Here is a 20411-nt window from a genome sequence, read left to right on the forward strand (position 1 = left end):
CTATGGCCGCGGGCGGTGTCTTTCCGACGCTGTTGCCCGTGCCAAAAGACAGGCAGGAGTGCCGATATGAAAATCCGGATTGCGCTGCTTGCGCTGCTACTCGCTTCGCCCCTCATGGCCGATGAGGCGCCGGAGAAAGGTAGCAGTGAGGGCAAGGACAATGAGCAGTCCTCCTCCAGGGTGGTATACAAGACCGTGACCCCGGACGGCAGGATCGTGTTCAGTGATACGCCGCCACCGGACAAGAAGTCGGAGAAGGTGGTTATTGGCCCCACCAATGTGCAGCCCATTGCGCCGCCACAGCCTATGCCCACCCGTAAACTGTCGCCGAGAGACCGGGATAAGCGCGAGCGCCGTTCCGGTGGAGAGCAGGGGCCGATCAATTTCGCCATTGTCAGTCCCGCAAACGATGCCACCATTCCGCCGGGCCAGCGCTTTATTGTGCTGCAGGTGGCTTTGGATCCCGTTCCCCGGGGTGGCTACGAGTTTTTTGCCGTGATCGACGGACAGCGCTGGGGGGGGACTTCTAGCAGTAGCAGTCTGGACATCTCCGCCCTGGAACGCGGCACCCATACGGTACAGGCGGTGCTGTTGGATGCCGGTGGCCAGGCGATTGCCCAGTCCCAGACCATCCAGATCCACGTCAAGCGACCCGGCGGCCAGGTGCCGGACTTCCCCGCCCAGCAGGCACCGCGGGCGCCAAAAGCCCCCCAGGCACCCGGTTACCCCCGGGCACGGCCGGGTAACTGATCTCGTGTGGTCCCGTCACTGTTCCTGCCTATAAACTTCCCTTTCGGGCGTTGCTCCCTGTAGCGCCCCATTCTGATCTCTTCCGCTGGTTAAAATTTGCTCTGCGCACCATATTGGTGCACCATGCTGGTGCCTGTTCTCCTGTGTGCCCTGATATCGTCTCGGGACCCACGTATTGTTGCGCCATTTTGGTTTGCTTTTTGCACTGACATCAGGCGACGCCCAAAAGAACTCAAGCGGAACCCGCAATGCTGAACGACCGCCAGTTACGTCTACTGCTGGATAACCTCACCTCCGCCGTGCTGGTGCTCGACGAGAACCTCTCGCTCTGCTACCTGAATTCCGCCGCGGAGGACCTGGTTGCGGTTTCCAATGCCCGCGCTATCGGTCAGCCCCTGGAGGAAGTGGTGCGTGAGTCCCAGTCCGCCCAGCAGGCCATGCGTTCCGCACTGGTCAGTGGGCAGAAATACACCGTGCGACGGGCGCTGTGGCTGTTGCACACCCTGGAAGAGTGCACCGTCGACTACTCGGTTACGCCACTCACGGAGCTGGGGTTGCTGCTGCTGGAGGTCCAGTCCATGGACCGCCTGTTGCGGATTGCGCGGGAGGATGCACTTATCTCCGCGCAGGAGACTACCCGCAATCTGGTGCGCGGCATGGCGCACGAAGTGAAAAATCCCCTGGGTGGTATTCGCGGAGCGGCACAGTTGCTGCAAAGAGAATTGAAAGAGGTTGAAGGTGGCGAGCTGGGGGAATACACCCAGATCATCATCGAAGAGGCGGACCGACTGCGCGATCTGGTGGACCGGATGCTGGGGCCGCGCAAACCGCTGGACCTGAAGCCCAATAACATTCACGCGATCACCGAGCGCGTGGCGCAGCTGATCGAGGCGGAGTGCGACGGCGCACTGACCATCCAGCGGGATTACGATCCGTCGATTCCGGATCTGCCGGTGGACAGCAATCAACTGATCCAGGCGGTACTGAATATCGCGCGCAACGCCATGGAAGCGATTGTCGAGAGTATCGGCCTGGAACAGGGGCAGATGACGATCCGCACCCGGGTACAGCGACAGTTCACCATCGGTCGTCGCAACTGCCCGCTGGTGTGCCGGATCGACATTGTCGACAACGGCCCGGGTATTCCGGAAGACATTCGCGAACGTATCTTTTATCCGATGATTTCCGGGCGTGCAGAGGGATCGGGGCTGGGGCTGTCCATCTCCCAGCATGTCATCAACCAGCACCGCGGGTTGATCAAGTGTGAAAGTGAACCGGGAAAAACAGAGTTTCAGATTTATTTGCCGCTTATTACCTGAACCAGAAACCGTAAGCGCAGTGGGCAGGCCAAAAGCCAAAGCCCGCATAAAAAACCAATGACGCAGGCCGGAAAATTACTATGAACAATCGCGTTTGGATTATTGATGACGACCGTTCAATTCGCTGGGTGTTGGAGCGCGCGCTGTCCCGGGAAGGGATAGAGACCACCTGCTACGAAAATGGTGATCGCGCGCTGGACGATTTTTACAGTGAACAGCCGGATGTGGTGATCAGTGATATCCGCATGCCGGGCTCCGATGGATTCAAACTGCTGCAGCGGTTTCAGGCCGAGCGCCCGGCGTTGCCCATCATCATCATGACTGCGCACTCTGATCTGGACAGTGCCGTCGCCGCCTATCAGGGCGGGGCCTTCGAGTATCTGCCCAAGCCATTTGATGTGGATGAAGCGGTGGCGGTGACCCGCCGAGCGCTGGCTCACGCCAATGAGCAGGAGCTGGAAGAGCCGATTACCATCGACAACGGTACCGGCAGCAAGGAGATCATCGGCGAAGCGCCGGCGATGCAGGAGGTTTTCCGGGCCATCGGCCGCCTGTCCCATTCGAATATCACCGTCCTGATCAACGGTGAATCCGGTACCGGTAAGGAACTGGTGGCGGCGGCGCTACACAATCACAGCCCGCGCCGCTCCAACCCGTTTATCGCCCTGAACATGGCGGCGATTCCCAAAGACCTGATGGAATCCGAACTGTTCGGCCACGAAAAAGGGGCGTTTACCGGCGCCACATCTCAGCGCGCCGGCCGCTTCGAACAGGCCAACGGCGGCACCCTGTTTCTGGATGAAATCGGCGATATGCCTCCGGAAACCCAGACCCGTCTGCTGCGGGTACTGGCGGATGGCGAGTTCTATCGGGTGGGTGGTCACACCCCGGTCAAAGTGGATGTGCGCATTATTGCCGCCACGCATCAGGATCTGGAAAAACTTGTGCAAGAGCACAAATTTCGCGAAGACCTTTTCCACCGCCTCAACGTTATCCGCATTCACATTCCGCGCCTTGCAGATCGCCGCGAGGATATCCCGCGTTTGGTGCGCCACTTCTTCAACAGCGCTGCCAAGGACCTTGAGGTAGAGCCCAAAATCCTGCTCAAGGAAACCGAGGAATACCTCGCCGGGCTCGACTGGCCGGGTAATGTGCGGCAGCTGGAAAACACCTGTCGCTGGATTACGGTGATGGCATCCGGGCGTGAGGTCATGATCGATGACCTGCCACCGGAACTGCACCAGCAGACCGCTACCAGCGGTGAGGCCCCGCAAGACTGGCAGAAAGCCCTGCGCCTGTGGGCCGACCAGGCCCTGGCCAACGGCCGTCGGGAAATCCTCAGCGAAGCGGTGCCCGCCTTCGAGCGCGCGCTGATCGAAATTGCCCTGAAGCACACCGCCGGTCGCAAACGGGATGCGGCAGAGCTGCTGGGATGGGGGCGCAATACCCTGACCCGCAAACTCAAGGAGTTGGGTATGAATGGGGGCGAAGACTAGCGGGTTGCCTGATTTTCGCGGATTGAATACGCGGGATCACGGGGGGTGCCTTTTCCTGTGTCTGCTGCGTTTTCTGAAGTGAGTACCCCGGTGAAGTTTTGATGATGGTGAGGAGGATTTTGCCCACGTGGAATCCCCACTTGGTGAGTTCCGATTCCCCGACAAGTACCTGTTTATTGATGAGGTACATGCGGTCGTCCACCTGTACGTTGATGGTACGCTCCCCGAATGGCACCTCAAGTGTGTAGCGGATAAAGGCCGTATTGCCGCTGACCGCCAGAGTGGCTTCGCCCACGACATCCTCGGCGCTGGCGCTATAGTGTCGCGCCGTCCCAGCGTGTTGCTTGGGTACCAGCCGCCAGTTCCGATACTGTATCTCCCCGTCGTTGAACACAAAGCGCTCCGCCAGTAACCCACCGCCGTCCTTCCAGCTTCCCTCCAGTGTGGCGGTAAAGCGTCTGGTTACTTCACCACCGCGACTTTTGATGACTCCGTAGGCCTCCAGCGGACCGTCGAAGAATGTCTCGGGAAAAAATTCCGGTTCCTGTTCCGCGTAATCCTCCACTGATGTACCGCCGCAGGAAGAGGTCAGCAAAATGGCCAGCAGAAGTGACAGGCGTGGCAGCAGATTATCCATGATGGCACCGTTGGTAACTGATATACCTTGCTACGATCACGGCGAGCAAAAAGATTACTGAGATTGGCGACCACACGTACATCGCCTTAATCGAAAGTACACTTGGACGATGCCGCACAAACCTCAGTTGGGGCTTTTTTCCTGTTGCTATCGGGGCTGCATATGTTGAGGGATCGAAATTTGTTGTGATATCCGCTGACCGCTAAAATCTGTTTTAATACGCGCCCGTTAACTATTCGCCAGTACCAATATCCATGAGTGAACTTCCGAATTGCCCCCAGTGCCAGTCGCAATACACCTACGAAGACAGGGATCTGTTCGTATGTCCGGAGTGCGGACACGAGTGGTCCGGGCAGGAGACTGCAGAGGAATCCTCTGATGGGCCGGTAATCAAGGATGCCAATGGCAATCCGCTGGCGGATGGCGATTCGGTCACGGTGATCAAGGACCTGAAGGTCAAAGGCTCTTCCCTGGTGGTAAAGGTCGGTACCAAGGTGAAAAATATCCGTCTGGTGGACGGCGATCACGATATCGATTGCAAGATCGATGGCATCGGGCCGATGAAGCTGAAATCGGAGTTTGTCAAAAAGGCCTGACGATGGCCCTTGCGGTTTGTTGATCCCCGCGAGCTGGCCGAAAAAACAAGTCTGGGCCAGACTGGATGAAAGAATCCGGTACTGGCCATGTTCGCTGACGACGCTTTCTATTCCCTGCCGCTGCTTGCGGTCTATCTGATAACCGTGCTCGTGGTGCTGGCCGCCATGGGTGTGGGCCTGTATCTGGGGCACCGCTATATTCGCCATGCGGGCACCGAGCGCGAACCATCGATTGGCAGTGCGGTAACGGCAACCCTGGGGTTGTTGGCGTTTCTGCTGGCATTTACCTTCAATATGACCGCGGACCGCTACAACCAACGCAAGGCGCTGTTGCTGAGCGAGGTCAATGCGCTCCACACCACCTACCTGCACACAGACTTCTTACGTCAGGCAGATCGTGCGCCGGTAAGGTTGTTACTGGAGGAATATATCGAGTTGCGGGATTTCAATCCTGCGGTCGATGGGGTTTCCCCTGAGGGACTGGAGAGGAGTGTCGCGATACATAACGAGTTGTGGGCAATCGTGGATCGGCATATTGCGGACAACTACAGCGCGGGATATTTGCGTCAGTTCGTGGAGCCATTGACGGAGGTCATCAATTATCACAATTCCCGTGTAGTGATCGGTCTGGAATACCGTATCCCGGGCCCAATCTGGATCGCGCTGTATTTTCTGACCGCACTTGCCATGCTCGCGATCGGTTTTCAGTTCGGCGTCAGCCGCAGCGGTTCGCTACAGGTTTCCATCACGCTGGCGCTTACCTTTGCCACAGTTATTGTGCTGATTGCAGACCTGGACCGTGCCACGGAGGGCGTGATCATTATCGAGCAGCGGCCGATGGCAGAGCTCAAACTCCTGATCCGGCAAAAACCGGTTATTCCTTAGCGGACATTTCCATGATCGACTGGCGGCGCTCGCGTCTCAGCCTGGCCATAAAGGGTGACTCGGTGGGAGGTTCGAGCTGCTGCAGCAGGGATCTGGCGAAATCGTCCGGATTATTGACCTTCGCACTGCCCTCGACCAGGGGGAATACGGCCTGCGTACGGACAAATTTGTCGCCTTTGATGAAAATGTAAGTGGCAGTACGGGCCTCGCGTCCCTCGTTGTCGATGAGGTGCCCACTGTAGAAGGTGCCGTCATAGCGCTGGCCATCGACTATCCACTGCAGTGGTGTTGGATCATCCAGTTCGAGCGCGTTGAGATTGCCCTGGCGTTGCATCAGGGACAGCTCGGTGCGTACGTTTTCCGCCTCCGACTGTGTCAGGGCTGCGGCCTCGTGCCAGTCGGTATTGCGTACCGGATACACAAAGACTTCCGCGTGATCGAACGCAAACTGGCGGTGGATGAAGCTCAGTACCGCGCCGTGGAAGGGGTTGCTGAAAATATGCTTTTCATCAAAAAAGTAGCCGCCGACGGAGTCGCCGATCCCGAGGTCATCGCCGTAGTCACTGGCCTCGAGCGCCGCCATAACCTGGGCACCGGCGAAGGCATTCTCCTGCTGTAGATCCCCGAGTAATTGCGCAGCGATACGCTGGCTCAGTTCTTTGCGGTAATTGAAGGTGGGGGTCAGCAGTGACGCGGAATAGTTGAACGGCAGGGTGTAGTCGTAGCGCTTGATCGGCAGGTTCTGCCAGGTGATCACCACCTCCGCGCGGATGGTTTTCTCTATTTTTATGGGCACCAGCATCAAGGTGGCGCCCGAGAGTGCCGCATTGCCAATTTCACTGCCGGACTCCTGGTCCAGTACCACGGTAGATACCATTACCTGAAATTCATTGTGATCTCCCGCTATCGTCACCTGCTGGAAGGCACCGGATTGGGTAAGCGCCTGCTGCAGGTTGGACAGGTGAAACTCGCCTTCGGAGCAGTGGTGCAGCATGGAGCGGCTCTGGAATTCTGCACACTCCTGTTCCAGGTCATCGCTCAGGTGTTTGTAAAACAGCGAGATTCCGGGATAGCGGGGCGCTTCTGCTGCTGCCAGGACGCCCTCGGGCCCGCCCTGTTGTGCGGCGCAGGCGGTCAGGAGCAGCAGGGTGCCGACGACGGTGAGCCGGCGCAAGAAGATGATAAGCGAGTGATGCAACAAAACAGAATCCCGATACTGCTTGGTTTAGTTGTTGTTCAATCCTGAGCAGACAGCTTTTTGGAATCGGTGTCATCTACCGGGGACTGCCGCCGCGGCGGAATCAGCGGTGTGTCACTACTGATAAACTCACGCATGAAAATTTCCCAGAAGGCCATGAACAGCGCGGCGAGCAGAGGGCCAATAGCGAAGCCACTGATCCCGAACATCATCAGGCCACCGATGGTGGAAAACAGCACCATGTAGTCTGGCAGTTTGGTGTCCCGGCCGACCAGAATCGGCCGCAGGATATTGTCCACCAGGCTGATCACTGCCACGCCGTAGACCATCAACACAGTGGCTTTTACGGCTTCACCCGTGGCGTACAGATAGAGCGCGGCGGGGAACCAGATGATCGCAGCACCCACTGCGGGCAGCAGCGACAGCATGGTCATGATCACGCCCCACAACAGTGGCGCAGGCAGGCCGAGGGCCCAGAAAATCAATCCGCCCAGGGTACCCTGGGTAACTGCGACCACCAGGTTGCCCTTGATGGTAGCGCGGGTCACTTCGGCAAACTTGGCCAGCAGCAGCTTCTCGCGCTCATCGCCCAATGGCAGGGCGCGGATCAACAGCGCGATCAATGCATTGCCGTCGCGGATCAGAAAGAACGTCAGGTAAAGCATCAGACCCAGGCTGACAAAAAACTGCAGGGTATTCTGTCCGAGCGCGAGGGCATTTTTGGCCAGGAAGCTGCCGGCACTCATCAATCCGCCGAGCAGGCGTTGTTTCAGCCCCTCAAAGTCGATGCCGAAACGCTCCAGAGCGGCGTTGATACCGGGAAAGGCTGCGCGCACCTGCTCCACCTTGGCACCCAGATTGATTTCTCCGGATTGCACCTTCTGGTAGACGTTGGCCCCTTCGCTGACAAACGAGCTCCCCACCAACAATACCGGAATCACCACCATCACGATGCACAGCAGCAGGGTCAATAATGCGGTGAAATTTGGCCAGCGGGGATAACGATTGAGGAGATAGCGATATACCGGGTGGAAAATCAGCGCTACTGCACAAGCCCAGAAGATGGGAGTGAAAAACGGTTTCAGCAGTAGCCCGAAAGCAATCGTGACCAGCAACAGCGTAAAAATGAATGATCGTCTTTCCAGTCGTTCCTGCACCTGGGGCGTCCTTCGAGATTATTATTGATGGGTTCGTTGTCGACGGGTTGCTTCTCGAGCAGGTTGTCGGCGGCAGCGGCTAATGTAACCAGATAGCGAGAGGGTTTACCAGAAGCACTCGGTTACCTCCCGTCTTTACCAGCGCCGATAGCCACAGGTGTCTACATGGAAGCGGATACCGCTGTAGATCCCGAGCCCCATATTCCACTGTCGCCCGTATTTTTTGTGGATGCGTCTGAGCTTGGGCAATAGCTGTTTGCGGGTGTAGTCGTCCTCGGGAACCATGTCGAGACCGCAGAAGTGCATATGCTTGCTGCTGCGCGCGCCGCCGGCCTTGGCGTTGTACTCGGCGGTGCGCCAGCCGGACAACACCACCACAGGACCGATTGCGGGGATGATGTAGTCCTGCAGTACCTTGAGCGTATCCACCATGGACTCCCAATCCTTTTCCGGCGGGATGGCAAATGGCGGTTCATCGATTTCCTGCCAGTCGGTACCCTGGCGCATCAGTTCGTAGGAAGGCACTACATCGCCCACATGGTTGATATCGAGAAAGTGCTGGAGTTTGTCGAAGTAGGCCCGGTTGTCGCCTTCGTCGAGAAACTTTTCAAACGCCGCCCCGGTGGCGGCGTTATAGCCCTTGATGCGTGAGACCAGCGGCACATCCGGGTCCACCGGTTCCGGCGGGATGTATTCCACCGGAGTGACGATACGGTCCGCCAGCTCCCGCACTTTTTCTGCGGTCAGCACCACCAGCGCAATACATCCGACCAGCAACAGACCAATAATCCACAGCAGTCGCCGGCGTTCGATGTGGATGTCGACAAATTCGTGATCCGGGGTTTCCTTGATATCCATACTGCTTCCGGTCTTGGTGGATTGTGCTGCTTGCGGACCGTGTTACCAGCTGCGAAATCCGCAGGTGTCGATGTGAAAGCGCAGACCACTGTAGATGCCCAGTCCCACATGGCTTTCCGGCCCCAGGCGCGCATGCAGGCTGCGCAGCTCCTGCACCAGTTCCCTGCGGCCGATATTGGATTGCGGCACCAGGTCCACACTGCAGAACTGTTTGTGCTTGCTGCCGCCGGCGCCGCCGGCTTTGCGGTTGTAACGGTGGGTGCGATAGGCGGAGACGATATCCACCGGGCCGATGGCAGGCACTACTTCGTCGCGGATGACTTTCAGGGTATTGACTATATTTGGCCATTGGTCTCGCGGCGGGAGGGCAAAGGCGGGTTCGTTGATGTCCAGCCAGTCCGTGCCCTGCCGCAACAGGCTCTCCGGTGCTGCGACATCCGCCACCCCGGCCTGCTCTAGGAAACGTGCCAGCTGGCCGAAAGTGTGGCCGTTGCCGCTTTGGCGAAGATAGCGATTGAAAGTTGCGTGGCTCGCCACGCGGTAACCCTTGATTTCGTAATAGGGCTTTTCCAGCGCGGTGAAGTAGTGGTAAAGCCACAGCCCGAGCAGTAGAGACAGTAGCAATAGCGCTACACCGACGATCACCCACCAGTTGGTCTGCTGATCTGGTGGCAGGTTTCGGTAGCGGCGTCTGAACATAGATAGATATTTGCCCGAAGGCATCGCCCACCCCTGACTGCTGGTTAACACTTCTATCCACAGGGAATGCCCGCGCACGATTGAAATGAGCGGGTCTTTATTGACTATAGCTTTCAGCGCCGCAGTTGCGAGTTCCCGGAAAACGGGATTCGGGGAAAGGCGGTGGGCGCGTCAGTGGTAGGGTGCTGGGAGGCCGAATCGGCAGGGCATAGGAAATAAAAAAGGCGGCCAGAAGGCCGCCCTGTTCCCTGGGGGGAAGTCGCGTCAGGCCTGTGGGCCCGCCGCTTTCACGTCATCGCTGACGCTGAACTTTTCAATATTGTCGGCAAACAGCGCCGCCAGCTTTTTCGCCGCCGCGTCGTAGGCTTCTGCATCGGCCCAGGCGTTGCGCGGGTTCAGGTAGGATTTGTCCACACCCGGCACTTCCAGCGGAATGTCCAGGTTGAGGATGTCCAGGTGCTCGGTCTCGGCACCTTCCAGCGCGCCGCTCTGGATCGCGGCGATCACCGCACGGGTCACCGGGATCGGGAAGCGCTTGCCCTTCTCACCGGAGCCGCCGGTCCAGCCGGTATTCACCAGGTACACTTTCGAACCGAAGTCTTCAATACGCTTCATCAGCAGATCCGCATACTCGCGCGGTGCGCGCGGCATGAACGGCGCGCCGAAGCAGGTGGAGAAAGTGGGGTGGATGCCCGCTTCCGCACCCAGCTCGGTGGAGCCTACACGGGCAGTGTAGCCGGACAGGAAGTGGTAGGCGGCGGCTTCCTTGGACAGGATGGAGACCGGCGGCAGTACACCGGAGACGTCGCAGGTCAGGAACACCACATTCTTCGGCTCACCGGCGCGGTTCTCCAGCTGGCGCATTTCCACATGCTCCAGCGGGTAGGAGCAGCGGCCGTTCTCGGTCAGGCTGGTGTCGTCGTAGTCCGGGGTGCCGGCGTCGTCGATCACCACGTTCTCGACGATGGCGCCGAAGCGGATCGCGTCCCAGATTACCGGCTCGTTCTTCTTGCTCAGGTTGATGGTCTTGGCGTAGCAGCCGCCCTCCATATTAAAAACGCCGCCCTTGGCCCAACCGTGCTCGTCGTCGCCGATCAGGTAGCGCTCCGGGTCCGCAGACAGGGTGGTCTTGCCGGTGCCGGACAGGCCGAAGAACAGGCACACATCGCCGTCTTTGCCCACGTTGGCGGCACAGTGCATCGGCATTACGTCTTTTTCCGGCAGCAGGAAGTTCTGCACCGAGAACATCGCCTTCTTCATCTCGCCGGCATAGCGCATGCCCGCCAGTAGCACCTTGCGGCTCGCAAAATTGATGATCACGCAGCCTTCGGAATTGGTGCCGTCGCGCTCTGGGTCGCACTCGAAATTGGCCGCGTGCAGAATGCGCCACTCTTCCTTGCCCTTGGGGTTGTACTTTTCCGCGCGGATAAACATGTTGCGGCCGAACAGGTTGTGCCATGCAGTCTGGGTGGTGACTTTCACCGGGATATAGTGATCTTCGTCCTGGCCCACGTGCAGCTGCTGCACAAAGCGGTCGTGGCTGGCGACGAAATCTTCCACGCGGTTCCACAGGGCATCGAACTTGTCCGCCGGGAACGGACGGTTCACGCCCCCCCATTCGATGCTGTCGACGGTGGAAGGCTCTTCCACCACGAAGCGGTCCGCTGGAGAGCGGCCGGTGCGCGCGCCGGTCACCGCTACCAGAGCGCCGGTGTCGGAGAGGTGGCCCTCACCGCGTTGGAGCGCCTGTTCCACCAATTGCGCTGCCGTCAGGTTGTTGAATACCTGCACCGTGTCGTCGATCTGTGCCATTCGTTTATTACCCGTGAAAGTTGTATCAATGAAATCAATAGTAGGGGCTGCCGCGGAATGCAGCGACCAGAGCCGGCTGGCGCGCGCATTATGGCAAAGTTCAAATTCAACCGGTAGAAAAACCGATTACTTTTCGTTCTATTTTGGGCGCTATACGGGATTTTTTTGCAAAAATTTATTGAAATTTATGATGTAGTTTTTTTACTTCATAAATATGGAGAATATTGGTGGATCTGTAGTCGTTACTACAAGATCGGTGGGCTTTGGCTTTTTCCTAACCTGAGGCGGTGCCACTGCCGGGATAGCTTTGTGAGACGCGCCGTGAACCCATCCCTGGGGGCTCGGCTGCGGCCGTCCTGGCCGCAGACGGTCTCACAAAGCTATCCCGGCAGCGGCACCTTCACATTAACCCTACGTGTTTCAATAGTAGCCTGTAGGAAGGTGGAGAATTAGCTATCGGACGGGGAGATGGTGAGGCGTAAGACGGAAGGTTTGAGCGAAGGCGGGACTACCGGGGGCAACCTCGCGAGACGTTGATTCGGGCCAAGGCCCTCACCCTACGGGCGCCTGCGGCGTCCAAAGCTAACGCTTTGTCTGCGAGAGGGACCTCGCAGAAGAGCCCCCATGGATGGGTTAACGGGGGCGCCTAGCTCGTGTCTCGCGAGGTTGCCCCCGGTAGACCCGCCGCCACTGAGTTAATTGCCTGTTAGTGCAGAGTGTGAGGCGGGGCGTTAAAGAGCTCTTCGATCTTGTCGCGGTCGAAGCGGTAGGTGCGGTTGCAGAACTGGCAGTCGGCGGTGATCTCGCCGCCCTGCTCCTCCAGCAACTGGTACACGTCCTCCGGGCCCATCGCTATCAGCGCCCGCGCACTGCGCTCCGGCGAGCAACTGCACTTGAAACGGATATTCGCCGTGCCCAGCGTTGCCGGTTCCATCTCGTGGAACAGGCGCACCAGCAGCTGATCGTGGGGCAGATTGTGCAGCTCCTCTGCGGTGACCGTGGATGCCAGCTGCACCCCGGTCTCCCAAGCATCCTCATTCTCCACCGCCGTCGCCGCATTATTGCCCGGCAACACCTGCAACATGATGCCGCCCACCGTGTCCGCACTGGACTCGATCCAGAAACGGGTCTGCAACTGCTCCGACTGGGTAAAGTAATCCTCCAGACACTCCGCCAGGGTCTCCTTCTCCAGCGGCACAATGCCCTGGTAGCGCTCGCCCTCCTGGGGATCCACGGTAATCACCAGCGCACCGCGGTTGCCCACCAGGTCGCGCAGGGTGGCATCTTCGGCGATCTCGGCGCCCTCGGCGACCCGGGCCAGGCCGCGCACATCACTGTGGTGGGTACACTCCGCCAGCAGCAGGGGGACATCCCCTTCGCCCCGCGCCTGCAACATCATGATGCCGTCAAATTTGAGCGTGGTGGACAGCAGGCAGGCGGCGGCAAGAAACTCACCCAGCAGCCGCTGAACGGGTTGCGGCAGGTCATTGTGCTCCAGCACTTCGCGATAGGTATTGGAAAGCGTGACCAACTGGCCGCGGACATCGTGTTTGGAAAAAATAAAGCGTTCCAACTGGTCCGACATAGAAAAGCGCCTCATGGGGTAATTTGGGGGTGGCGATTGTAGGCCCAAACGCGACGGCCTTCTATGATAGCGATGCGCAATACGCTTAACGAAATCCCCGCAGCGCGCTCTCCGCTGTTCAGCCGCAGAGCTGACGGATCTGTGCCTCCAGCTTGCGCGCCTCCTCCACCCGCTGGCGCTCGCTGATGGTGGATTCATTGCCCGCCTCATCCACAAAGTACACCCGCCCCTGAAGGATTTTCAGCTGCTTTCGGGCTTGGGCGCAGGCGGTTCTCCGCTGTTGCTCGGAACGGGAATGTTGGGCGCGCTTCTTGGCCTGATATTCCTGCTCGATCTTTTTTTCGCGATCCAGATCGGGGAAGTCCTCGCGGCGGGTGGGCGCGGCGCCATTGACCGGCTTCAGTTGTGCCTTGATGGACTTCGCCTGGACTTCCGCCGGGGGCCGGTCACCAAAGTGCACCTTGCCGTCTTCATCTACCCAGCGGTACAGCTCCTGAGCCGCGCTGGGTAGGGAAGTACCAGTCAGTGATAAAGCCGCGCCGAACAGCGCAACGCCCAGATAGTGCAATTTCATCTCGCTTCCTGCGATCAATGTTATTGATGGGATTACCGGGGAGATATTACTGCAGATGTTGCTGCTCAGGATCAACCCCCGCTTCGCGATTGGCCAGAGTGCTGAACAGCCCCTGGGAGTGCGGTTGCGGGATCTGGTAGGTCTGCAGAATCGCGGATTGCTGCTCCATCGCCGCGTCGGCGTCCAGCACCATGCGGTAGCCAGCGTCATCGCGCAGGTCCACATAATTGTCTTCATTGCTTTCCATCAGCTGGGCAAACTGCCCGAAGTCGCGAATCTTTTCGCCGTTGACCGATTCGATAATCCAGTTTTTCCAGTCGTGGTACCCGAGATTGACCGGCGCCGGCAATACCTTGAGCGCCACCACCAGTTCCTGCTTCTCCGGGCTGGACCACTGGTTGCGCGCATACAGATACTCAATCGGCGCCTTGGAGTGCCAGTTGCCGCCCCAGCGCTTGATCAGGTTCATGTTAAGCGGCACAAAGACCACACCGCCGTAGATGTAGTAGCGCGGGCGCTGATCGAACTTCTCTCCCTGTACCAGGGAGCGGGACGTCGGTGTCTGCGCCAGGGTGATTTCCACGTCGCGTACTTCACCGTTGCGGGCAATGCGCACCGGCAGCCGGTCGCCCACATGGTACTGATCCACCGCGTAGTGGTAATTGGTGCGCTGGTTTTCACGCCATTCGATGGTGCGGTCCGCAGCCACGTCAAAACCATCCACCTGCAGCAGGACATCGCCCGGCTGCAGGACGTTGCTGGCCGGCGCGTCTTCAAACACCCGCACCACCAGCGCGCCCTCCTGATCTGCGCTCAGTCCGGCGGCCTTTTTCATTGACGGGCTCTCCAGGCTCTGGGTGACCGCGCCCAGTTCCGGGAAACCCTGTTCAACGCCATCTTCGGCATCTTTCAGTACATGTTCGATCACGCTCGGCGGCACAAAATAACCTAGATTTTCCGCGCCCTGGCTCTGGTTGCTCTGCATCGCCACGCCGACGATGCGGCCATCGGAAATCACCGGCCCGCCGCTGTTACCGGGGTTGATGGCGGCATCGATCTGGCCGGCCATCAGGTAGCTTTCGGCGTGGGCGTAGTACTGATGTTCCACACGAGACAGTACGCCGCGGGTAATGGAGAGCGACTTGCCGCCCATGGGATAGCCGTAGACGGTCACCTCTTCCTGCAGATCGGGCAGTTTGCCCATGGTGAGCGGGCGGGTGTCGTCAAAGAAGTTCTCGTCGTCCACGGTGAGCAGGGCGAGATCGGCGTCGTGGGAGACAAATTTGACCCGCGCGCGAAACTTCTGCGCATCGCCGTGGCGCTGCACCTGGATAAAACTGCCGTTGGCGATGACGTGGGCGTTGGTGAGGATCTGCCGGCCTTCGATCACCGCGCCGGAGCCGGAGAGCTGCTTGGCGTTCAGCAATGCCCAGGGGTTGAAGAAGTCGGGCGCAGCGGCGGTGGTGTAGATCTTGATGATCGAGCGCTTGAGCTCCTCGTGCTCGCGACTGTCGGCGTGGACGAGCTGGGTGGTGCAGAGGAGCAGCAGGCCCAGTTTTATCAGGCAGGGGGTCAGCAGATGTTTCATTGCGGCGTCTGAATTATTCGTTGGTTTGGAGGGCAGTTTAGCACTTTGGCGGGTTTGTGCTCTGGTCGACCGTCATGCCGGGCTGGACCCGGCATCCAGTATCCTTCAGCCGAAATCCATCAATCCTGTTCCCGCAGGAAACGGTGAATCTGCCGGCGCTGTTTTTTGTTGGGCTTTTCACGTGAAATACCCACATTACTCGCCTTGCGCTCGGCTGCGTATTGCTCCCTTTTGGCAATACTTCCCTCGGTCTCCCGATACAGCGTCTGCGCAATCTCCGCGCCGCGGCGCTGGTCAGACAGTGCGACGACTTCCACCACTTTTTCATCCCAACCCTGGCGGATGGTGAGCAGGGTGCCGATGGTGATTTCCTTGCTGGCTTTAATCCGTTGCCCGCCCGCATGCACCTTGCCGCCTTCGATGGCTTGCTTCGCGATATTGCGGGTCTTGAAAAAACGGGCGGCCCAGAGCCATTTGTCGATACGTACTTTTTCCATCAAAAACCGTCTAATAAAACTGCGCGGCTAAACGCTACGAAGTAAATATGTTAAAGCGAAGGTGGAGTGCCGGGTGCGGGTTTTCAGGAGCGTCGCAAACAGGATGTTTGCGCCGCAGCGCCCAGGGATGGGTTCACAGCGGTCCTGAAAACCCGCACCCGGTGCTCCGCCGCCACTATTGGTGGTGCGGAGCTGGTGGTCGGAGTGTTATGCCCGGGACTCTGTTTTCGCTTCCAGAATCTCATCAAAATCATGAATCGCCGGAAAATCCGTGATGTCCCGTACGGGGCTTTTGCTGTCCGGCTGGCGGATACACAGCAGGTGGGCGATACCATAGTCCCGCGCCGCACCCAGCACATGAAGATTGTCATCCACAAACAGCGTGCGCCCCGGATCGAACGGCTGGCGTTCCTGCAGCGAATGCCAGAACAGACTCGACTCCTTCGCATGACCAAGGTCATGGGAAGAAACAATCACATCCAGCCAGCGATCAATACCGGTAACCTCCAGCTTGTGCTGCAACCCATCCGGATGCGCATTGGTCACGAGCAGCGCACGCTTTTCCATCGCCCGCAGACTGCGCAGAAAATTATCCGTATGCGGCCGCAACGCAATGCGATCCTCAATCTCCCGGTACATCGCCGGCACATCCAGTTTCAGCGTATCCGACCAGTACTGCAGGCAATACCAGTCCAGCGTACCGCGCAACTCATCAGTCATCCGGATCACCAGTGCCTGCGCCTCAGAGAACGAAATCTCGTTCGCCTCCGCATAGCGCTGCGGCAGATGCTGCATCCAGAAATGGTTATCGTAATGCAGGTCCAGCAGCGTGCCGTCCATATCCAGCAGCACCGTATCGATCTGACCCCAATCCAGCATTGATCACCTCAAAACCCGCCATCAGCGGCGGGCTGTACAAAAAAACGTCGCTTATTATGCCCTCAAGCGCCCCGCGCCGCCAAATGCGCCCGGATCAGGCCCGTCACCAGCAACGCCTGGGCACCGTAATAGGTCAGCATGATCCAGGTGCCCGCCAGCGGCACCGGGCCCAGGAAGCGGTTGATCGCAATCAGCGCATCCGACGCCATAAATGCCAGCGCGCCGGCAAACAGCAGCGAAGAGGCGCCTTTATGGGCCGCCGCCGACAGCGCCATGGCAGAGATCGCCGCAATATACAGCGCTACCGGCAGCATCAGATCCCCCGCCGCTGGCAGAATCTGCGCAGCCAACAGCCCCGCTGCTACCAGAATGGAAAAAGCGCGTCCCGCCAGACACAGACTGAAGCGGGCGTTGCGCGCGAAGGTCAGGGTGTAGGTGAGCTGTGCCAGCAGGAAGGCACCGAGGCCAAAGGTGAAATGGTCGGCGAACGGAACCGCCAGCAGCACATCCCCCAGCGCGGAAAAGGCCAGTGCCACCAGGCACAGGGTGCGGGTGGCGCCGGTCAGGTGTCGCGCAGCCAGCGCGAACAGGGTGGCGATGGGCACGATCTTCAGTGCCGCCATCCACAACCCGTCGATCCCCGCGGCATTCAGGGCCATATACACACCGCAGCCCAACAGAAACAGGATGGTGATTGTCCGCGGCGGCGCAAAGCCCTTGGCTGGGGGACTCGCTGGGTGGTTTGTAGTCATCTCGCTATCGGTTGAGGTGGCCGTCATGGCGTTCTCCCCTTTTTATCGTTGTGCGGTTTTTATCTTTCCGGCTCGCGGAGTATTCTTGCCCGAGTATTCGCCATCGCGGCGGGCAGAGCAACCTGGCTGTCGCGGCATAGATTGAACAATACAGCCAATTCAGGGAGCGACAGATGAAAGCCAACAATATTCTCGAAACCATCGGCAACACCCCCCATGTGCGCATCAACCACCTGTTCCGCGACGATATCGAGGTGTGGATGAAGGTGGAGCGCTTCAATCCCGGCAGCAGTATCAAGGACCGGATTGCCCTGGGGATGATTGAGGCTGCGGAGAAATCCGGGGCGCTGAAACCCGGTGGCGTGATCGTCGAGCCCACTTCCGGCAATACCGGCATCGGCCTGGCGATGGTGGCGGCGGTGAAGGGTTACAAGTTGATCCTGACCATGCCGGAGTCCATGTCTGTGGAGCGCCGCAAGATCATGGCGGCGATGGGTGCGGAGCTGGTGCTGACGCCAAAGGAGAATGGCATGGGCGGTGCCATTGCGAAAGCCGAGGAGATCCTCGCCGAGCGCGATAACAGCTGGATGCCGCAGCAATTCACCAATCCGGCCAATGTCACTGCGCACAAGGAGACGACGGCGAAGGAGATTCTGGCGGATTTCCCTGAGGGGCTGGATTACCTGATTACCGGTGTGGGCACCGGCGGACATATCACCGGCTGTGGTGAGGTTCTGAAAGAGAAGATGCCGGATCTGAAGGTGCTGGCGGTGGAGCCGGAGAAGTCGCAGGTGATCGCCGGTAAAGAGAAGGGGCTGCACCGGTTGCAGGGTATCGGCGCGGGCTTTGTGCCGGAGGTGCTGAATAAGGGCGTGTTGGACGGGACGATTGCGGTGAGCGAGGAAGATAGTTTTGAGATGGCCCGTGAATGTGCGTTGAAGGAGGGGATCTTTGTGGGGATTTCTTCCGGGGCGTCGCTGGCGGCGGTGAAGCAGCGGGAGGCGGATTTCGCCCCCGGCAGCAAGGTGCTGGTGTTCAGCTACGACACCGGCGAGCGCTACCTTTCTATCGAAGACCTGTTTAGCGCCTGAACAGGACAGCGGCCCTGCTGGGATCAATCGACAAATCCCATCGGGGACTGCGTATAATCCCCGGTTTGCATATGGGTATGTTCGCGCCCAAGTGGCGGTGCCGCTACCGGGTAGAGCCATGTGAGACACGCCGTAAACCCATCCATGGGGGCTCTTCTGCGAGGTCCCTCTCGCAGAAGGTCTCACATGGCTCTACCCGGTAGCGGCACCTTCGCATCAAGGCGCGCGCCATATCACCAATAAATGAAATCGTATTCGGGGGAATCATGGACAAGGTTGTAAACAGGGAACTGCTGGACAAGGTAATCGCCATTTCGGTGGAGGCCGGTGAGGCGATTCTGGGGGTGTACAACGCCAGTGGCGAACTGGAGGTGGACACCAAGTCGGACGATTCCCCTGTCACCGCGGCGGATCTGGCCGCACACAGGGTTCTCGCCCCCGCGCTGGAGAAGCTGCTCGATGGCGTACCGGTGCTGTCTGAAGAGGGCGAGATGCCGTCTTACGACACCCGCAGCCAGTGGGACCGTTACTGGATCATCGATCCGCTGGATGGCACCAAGGAGTTCATCCGTCGCAATGGTGAGTTCACCGTGAATGTGGCGCTGATCGAGAATGGTGAGCCGGTACTGGGGGTGGTGCATGTACCGGTGCTGGATATCACCTACGCCGGTGCCAAAACCCTGGGCGCGATCAAACGCGATGACAGCGGTGAAAAGGCGATTGCGGTGCGTGCGATGCGGCCGCGTCTTGACGACAAACAGCCGATCGAGATCGTTGCCAGCCGCAGCCACGGTGCCGGTGCGGTGGATACACTGCTGGAGCGTATCGAAGGCAGCCTGGGTAAAACCGGGCTGAAGAATATGGGCAGTTCCCTGAAGCTGTGCCTGGTGGCCGAAGGGGCGGCGGATCTGTATCCGCGCCTGGCGCCTACCTGCGAGTGGGATACGGCTGCAGCGCAGGCGGTGGTGGAAGCTGCCGGAGGCGTTGTGGTGGACGAGCAGTTCTCTTTGTTGCGCTACAACCAGAAAGAAGAATTGCTCAACCCATTCTTCTATGTGATCGGTGACCGGGACTTCGATTGGAAGTCACTGCTGCTGGCAAGTTAATGGCGCGCTAAGTAAGCGGGTACTAACACGCTGGTCTAGACTTTAGAAAATGATCTGGCGGCAACGTCGAATTTGACGACCGCCAGTGCTGAGTTCCTGAAGCCGCCACTCCGAAGCTGCCTTAACGGTTTGGTTGAAGATGTGCGCTAAAAGAGGTACGCGATGACCAGTCCCCGCACCAGTCCCATGGGCGCCCACGTCAATATCAGTGAGCCGGAAACCCGCCGCCTGCGCCACCAACTGGAAATTGAAATTTCCCAGCTCAGCCGTCAGTTGAGTGATCTTAAGGGCGCTGAAACAGAAGTCGATACCGCGCTGTTACAGACCTATCAGGAAATGATTTTTTCCCGTCGCGCCCTCCTGGGGCGAATTCCCCGCTGACATTACCCTTTTTCTGCAGACAGCCACGCAACAGCGTAATCAGCTTCTTGTCGGCGGGAATTGCAGTGTCCAGTCCCGCCTCAACAATCTTCCTTGGCTTCGCATTTTTTCACGGTGAAAAAACCCCGTCGCAAAATTGCTTCCGCAGTTGAGATTTTTATTCAGTCTTCAGGAATTGGGTCTACGCTTGGTGGGATAAAAGCTAACTTAAAAAGAGTATACCCATGCGTTATCCGGTCGTGGTCCACAATATTGAATTTGCCGGTTACGGTGCCATAGCACCAGACCTGCCTCACTGCCACTGCCACGGGGACTCCCTTGAAACTGCCCTGCAGAAAATGGCGGAAACCATTGTCGAACGACTGGATGAGCTACAAGCCGCAGGTCAGGAACCGCCGCAGCCCGGAGAGCTGGATCAGCTACGCAAAAACCCCGCATTCAGCGGGGGGGTGTGGGCGATTATCGACATCGAATCCAACGAACTCAGACCCGGATCCAGACCATAACGCAACGATTGTCTTCGGCGCCCACCTGTACAGGAGACGGTGTGC

Annotated in this window: 21 protein-coding genes; 9 read left to right on the top strand and 12 right to left on the bottom strand. The window is 58.7% G+C overall.

Annotated features, from left to right (window positions below; all coding sequences use genetic code 11):
* Positions 1-66: 66 nt before the first annotated feature.
* The 3 genes from LPW13_RS16735 to glnG all read left to right on the top strand — a co-directional run bounded on the left by LPW13_RS16735 (position 67) and on the right by glnG (position 3565).
* Positions 67-750, top strand: coding sequence for a DUF4124 domain-containing protein (locus tag LPW13_RS16735; protein ID WP_230437134.1), 684 nt, complete (start codon positions 67-69; stop codon positions 748-750).
* 248 nt (positions 751-998) lie between these two features.
* Positions 999-2069 carry a nitrogen regulation protein NR(II) gene (gene glnL, locus LPW13_RS16740; protein WP_230437135.1) on the top strand — a complete coding sequence of 357 codons (1071 nt, stop codon included), beginning with the start codon at positions 999-1001 and terminating at the stop codon, positions 2067-2069.
* A gap of 80 nt (positions 2070-2149) precedes the next feature.
* The gene (gene glnG / locus LPW13_RS16745) at positions 2150-3565 is read left to right on the top strand and encodes a nitrogen regulation protein NR(I) (RefSeq protein ID WP_277610960.1); all 1416 of its coding nucleotides are present in this window, start codon (positions 2150-2152) and stop codon (positions 3563-3565) included.
* Here the strand turns inward: glnG and LPW13_RS16750 are convergent.
* Positions 3531-4202 carry a DUF3833 domain-containing protein gene (locus LPW13_RS16750; protein WP_230437136.1) on the bottom strand — a complete coding sequence of 224 codons (672 nt, stop codon included), beginning with the start codon at positions 4200-4202 and terminating at the stop codon, positions 3531-3533. The two genes, glnG and LPW13_RS16750, sit on opposite strands and share 35 nt — an antisense overlap.
* A gap of 254 nt (positions 4203-4456) precedes the next feature.
* Between LPW13_RS16750 and LPW13_RS16755 the strand changes: the two genes are divergently transcribed.
* On the top strand, positions 4457-4798 hold the full coding sequence (locus LPW13_RS16755; protein ID WP_230437137.1) for a zinc ribbon domain-containing protein YjdM: 342 nt from the start codon (positions 4457-4459) through the stop codon (positions 4796-4798).
* 87 nt (positions 4799-4885) lie between these two features.
* Complete coding sequence (locus LPW13_RS16760) at positions 4886-5683, top strand: bestrophin-like domain (RefSeq protein WP_230437138.1); 798 nt, start codon at positions 4886-4888, stop codon at positions 5681-5683.
* Here the strand turns inward: LPW13_RS16760 and LPW13_RS16765 are convergent.
* The 11 genes from LPW13_RS16765 to LPW13_RS16815 all read right to left on the bottom strand — a co-directional run bounded on the left by LPW13_RS16765 (position 5673) and on the right by LPW13_RS16815 (position 17309).
* Positions 5673-6881, bottom strand: coding sequence for a hypothetical protein (locus LPW13_RS16765; protein ID WP_230437139.1), 1209 nt, complete (start codon positions 6879-6881; stop codon positions 5673-5675). The two genes, LPW13_RS16760 and LPW13_RS16765, sit on opposite strands and share 11 nt — an antisense overlap.
* Before the next feature lie 38 nt (positions 6882-6919).
* Positions 6920-8038 carry an AI-2E family transporter gene (locus LPW13_RS16770; RefSeq protein WP_230437140.1) on the bottom strand — a complete coding sequence of 373 codons (1119 nt, stop codon included), beginning with the start codon at positions 8036-8038 and terminating at the stop codon, positions 6920-6922.
* A 135-nt stretch (positions 8039-8173) separates the two neighbouring features.
* Positions 8174-8896 (bottom strand): D-Ala-D-Ala carboxypeptidase family metallohydrolase, encoded by a 723-nt coding sequence (locus LPW13_RS16775; protein WP_230437141.1) that lies wholly within the window; start codon positions 8894-8896, stop codon positions 8174-8176.
* A 42-nt stretch (positions 8897-8938) separates the two neighbouring features.
* On the bottom strand, positions 8939-9595 hold the full coding sequence (locus tag LPW13_RS16780; RefSeq protein WP_230437142.1) for a D-Ala-D-Ala carboxypeptidase family metallohydrolase: 657 nt from the start codon (positions 9593-9595) through the stop codon (positions 8939-8941).
* Between the two features lie 264 nt (positions 9596-9859).
* Positions 9860-11407 (bottom strand): phosphoenolpyruvate carboxykinase, encoded by a 1548-nt coding sequence (locus tag LPW13_RS16785; RefSeq protein WP_230437143.1) that lies wholly within the window; start codon positions 11405-11407, stop codon positions 9860-9862.
* A gap of 706 nt (positions 11408-12113) precedes the next feature.
* The gene (gene hslO / locus LPW13_RS16790) at positions 12114-12992 is read right to left on the bottom strand and encodes an Hsp33 family molecular chaperone HslO (protein ID WP_230437144.1); all 879 of its coding nucleotides are present in this window, start codon (positions 12990-12992) and stop codon (positions 12114-12116) included.
* 118 nt (positions 12993-13110) lie between these two features.
* Positions 13111-13566, bottom strand: coding sequence for a DUF4124 domain-containing protein (locus LPW13_RS16795; RefSeq protein ID WP_230437145.1), 456 nt, complete (start codon positions 13564-13566; stop codon positions 13111-13113).
* Between the two features lie 46 nt (positions 13567-13612).
* A complete protein-coding gene (locus LPW13_RS16800) occupies positions 13613-15154 on the bottom strand; it encodes a S1C family serine protease (protein ID WP_230437146.1) in 1542 nt (513 codons plus the stop codon).
* 119 nt (positions 15155-15273) lie between these two features.
* Positions 15274-15651 (bottom strand): RNA-binding S4 domain-containing protein, encoded by a 378-nt coding sequence (locus LPW13_RS16805; protein WP_230437147.1) that lies wholly within the window; start codon positions 15649-15651, stop codon positions 15274-15276.
* Between the two features lie 207 nt (positions 15652-15858).
* Positions 15859-16530 carry a GMP/IMP nucleotidase gene (gene yrfG / locus LPW13_RS16810; protein WP_230437148.1) on the bottom strand — a complete coding sequence of 224 codons (672 nt, stop codon included), beginning with the start codon at positions 16528-16530 and terminating at the stop codon, positions 15859-15861.
* Positions 16531-16592: 62 nt separating this feature from the next.
* Positions 16593-17309, bottom strand: a complete 717-nt coding sequence (locus LPW13_RS16815) for a lysoplasmalogenase (protein ID WP_230437149.1) — start codon at positions 17307-17309, stop codon at positions 16593-16595.
* Between the two features lie 146 nt (positions 17310-17455).
* Between LPW13_RS16815 and cysK the strand changes: the two genes are divergently transcribed.
* From cysK to LPW13_RS16835, 4 genes are all read left to right on the top strand, one after another.
* A complete protein-coding gene (gene cysK / locus LPW13_RS16820; protein WP_230437150.1) occupies positions 17456-18373 on the top strand; it encodes a cysteine synthase A in 918 nt (305 codons plus the stop codon).
* Between the two features lie 266 nt (positions 18374-18639).
* The gene (gene cysQ / locus LPW13_RS16825; protein ID WP_230437151.1) at positions 18640-19479 is read left to right on the top strand and encodes a 3'(2'),5'-bisphosphate nucleotidase CysQ; all 840 of its coding nucleotides are present in this window, start codon (positions 18640-18642) and stop codon (positions 19477-19479) included.
* A gap of 162 nt (positions 19480-19641) precedes the next feature.
* Entirely contained in the window at positions 19642-19860 is a 219-nt protein-coding gene (locus LPW13_RS16830) for a hypothetical protein (RefSeq protein ID WP_230437152.1), read from the top strand.
* Between the two features lie 224 nt (positions 19861-20084).
* Complete coding sequence (locus tag LPW13_RS16835) at positions 20085-20366, top strand: type II toxin-antitoxin system HicB family antitoxin (protein WP_230437153.1); 282 nt, start codon at positions 20085-20087, stop codon at positions 20364-20366.
* Positions 20367-20411: the final 45 nt, after the last annotated feature.

Origin of the sequence: Microbulbifer celer, from assembly GCF_020991125.1 — a bacterium.
GTDB lineage: Bacteria > Pseudomonadota > Gammaproteobacteria > Pseudomonadales > Cellvibrionaceae > Microbulbifer > Microbulbifer celer.

What these genes read in the sequence shown, in the direction of transcription:
- LPW13_RS16735 (WP_230437134.1), top strand. Translation starts at nt 67, where the DNA reads ATGAAAATCCGGATTGCGCTGCTTGCGCTGCTACTCGCTTCGCCCCTC.
- glnL (WP_230437135.1), top strand. Translation starts at nt 999, where the DNA reads ATGCTGAACGACCGCCAGTTACGTCTACTGCTGGATAACCTCACCTCC.
- glnG (WP_277610960.1), top strand. Translation starts at nt 2,150, where the DNA reads ATGAACAATCGCGTTTGGATTATTGATGACGACCGTTCAATTCGCTGG.
- LPW13_RS16750 (WP_230437136.1), bottom strand. Translation starts at nt 4,202, where the DNA reads ATGGATAATCTGCTGCCACGCCTGTCACTTCTGCTGGCCATTTTGCTG.
- LPW13_RS16755 (WP_230437137.1), top strand. Translation starts at nt 4,457, where the DNA reads ATGAGTGAACTTCCGAATTGCCCCCAGTGCCAGTCGCAATACACCTAC.
- LPW13_RS16760 (WP_230437138.1), top strand. Translation starts at nt 4,886, where the DNA reads ATGTTCGCTGACGACGCTTTCTATTCCCTGCCGCTGCTTGCGGTCTAT.
- LPW13_RS16775 (WP_230437141.1), bottom strand. Translation starts at nt 8,896, where the DNA reads ATGGATATCAAGGAAACCCCGGATCACGAATTTGTCGACATCCACATC.
- LPW13_RS16780 (WP_230437142.1), bottom strand. Translation starts at nt 9,595, where the DNA reads ATGTTCAGACGCCGCTACCGAAACCTGCCACCAGATCAGCAGACCAAC.
- LPW13_RS16785 (WP_230437143.1), bottom strand. Translation starts at nt 11,407, where the DNA reads ATGGCACAGATCGACGACACGGTGCAGGTATTCAACAACCTGACGGCA.
- hslO (WP_230437144.1), bottom strand. Translation starts at nt 12,992, where the DNA reads ATGTCGGACCAGTTGGAACGCTTTATTTTTTCCAAACACGATGTCCGC.
- LPW13_RS16795 (WP_230437145.1), bottom strand. Translation starts at nt 13,566, where the DNA reads ATGAAATTGCACTATCTGGGCGTTGCGCTGTTCGGCGCGGCTTTATCA.
- LPW13_RS16800 (WP_230437146.1), bottom strand. Translation starts at nt 15,154, where the DNA reads ATGAAACATCTGCTGACCCCCTGCCTGATAAAACTGGGCCTGCTGCTC.
- LPW13_RS16805 (WP_230437147.1), bottom strand. Translation starts at nt 15,651, where the DNA reads ATGGAAAAAGTACGTATCGACAAATGGCTCTGGGCCGCCCGTTTTTTC.
- yrfG (WP_230437148.1), bottom strand. Translation starts at nt 16,530, where the DNA reads ATGCTGGATTGGGGTCAGATCGATACGGTGCTGCTGGATATGGACGGC.
- LPW13_RS16815 (WP_230437149.1), bottom strand. Translation starts at nt 17,309, where the DNA reads ATGACGGCCACCTCAACCGATAGCGAGATGACTACAAACCACCCAGCG.
- cysK (WP_230437150.1), top strand. Translation starts at nt 17,456, where the DNA reads ATGAAAGCCAACAATATTCTCGAAACCATCGGCAACACCCCCCATGTG.
- cysQ (WP_230437151.1), top strand. Translation starts at nt 18,640, where the DNA reads ATGGACAAGGTTGTAAACAGGGAACTGCTGGACAAGGTAATCGCCATT.
- LPW13_RS16830 (WP_230437152.1), top strand. Translation starts at nt 19,642, where the DNA reads ATGACCAGTCCCCGCACCAGTCCCATGGGCGCCCACGTCAATATCAGT.
- LPW13_RS16835 (WP_230437153.1), top strand. Translation starts at nt 20,085, where the DNA reads ATGCGTTATCCGGTCGTGGTCCACAATATTGAATTTGCCGGTTACGGT.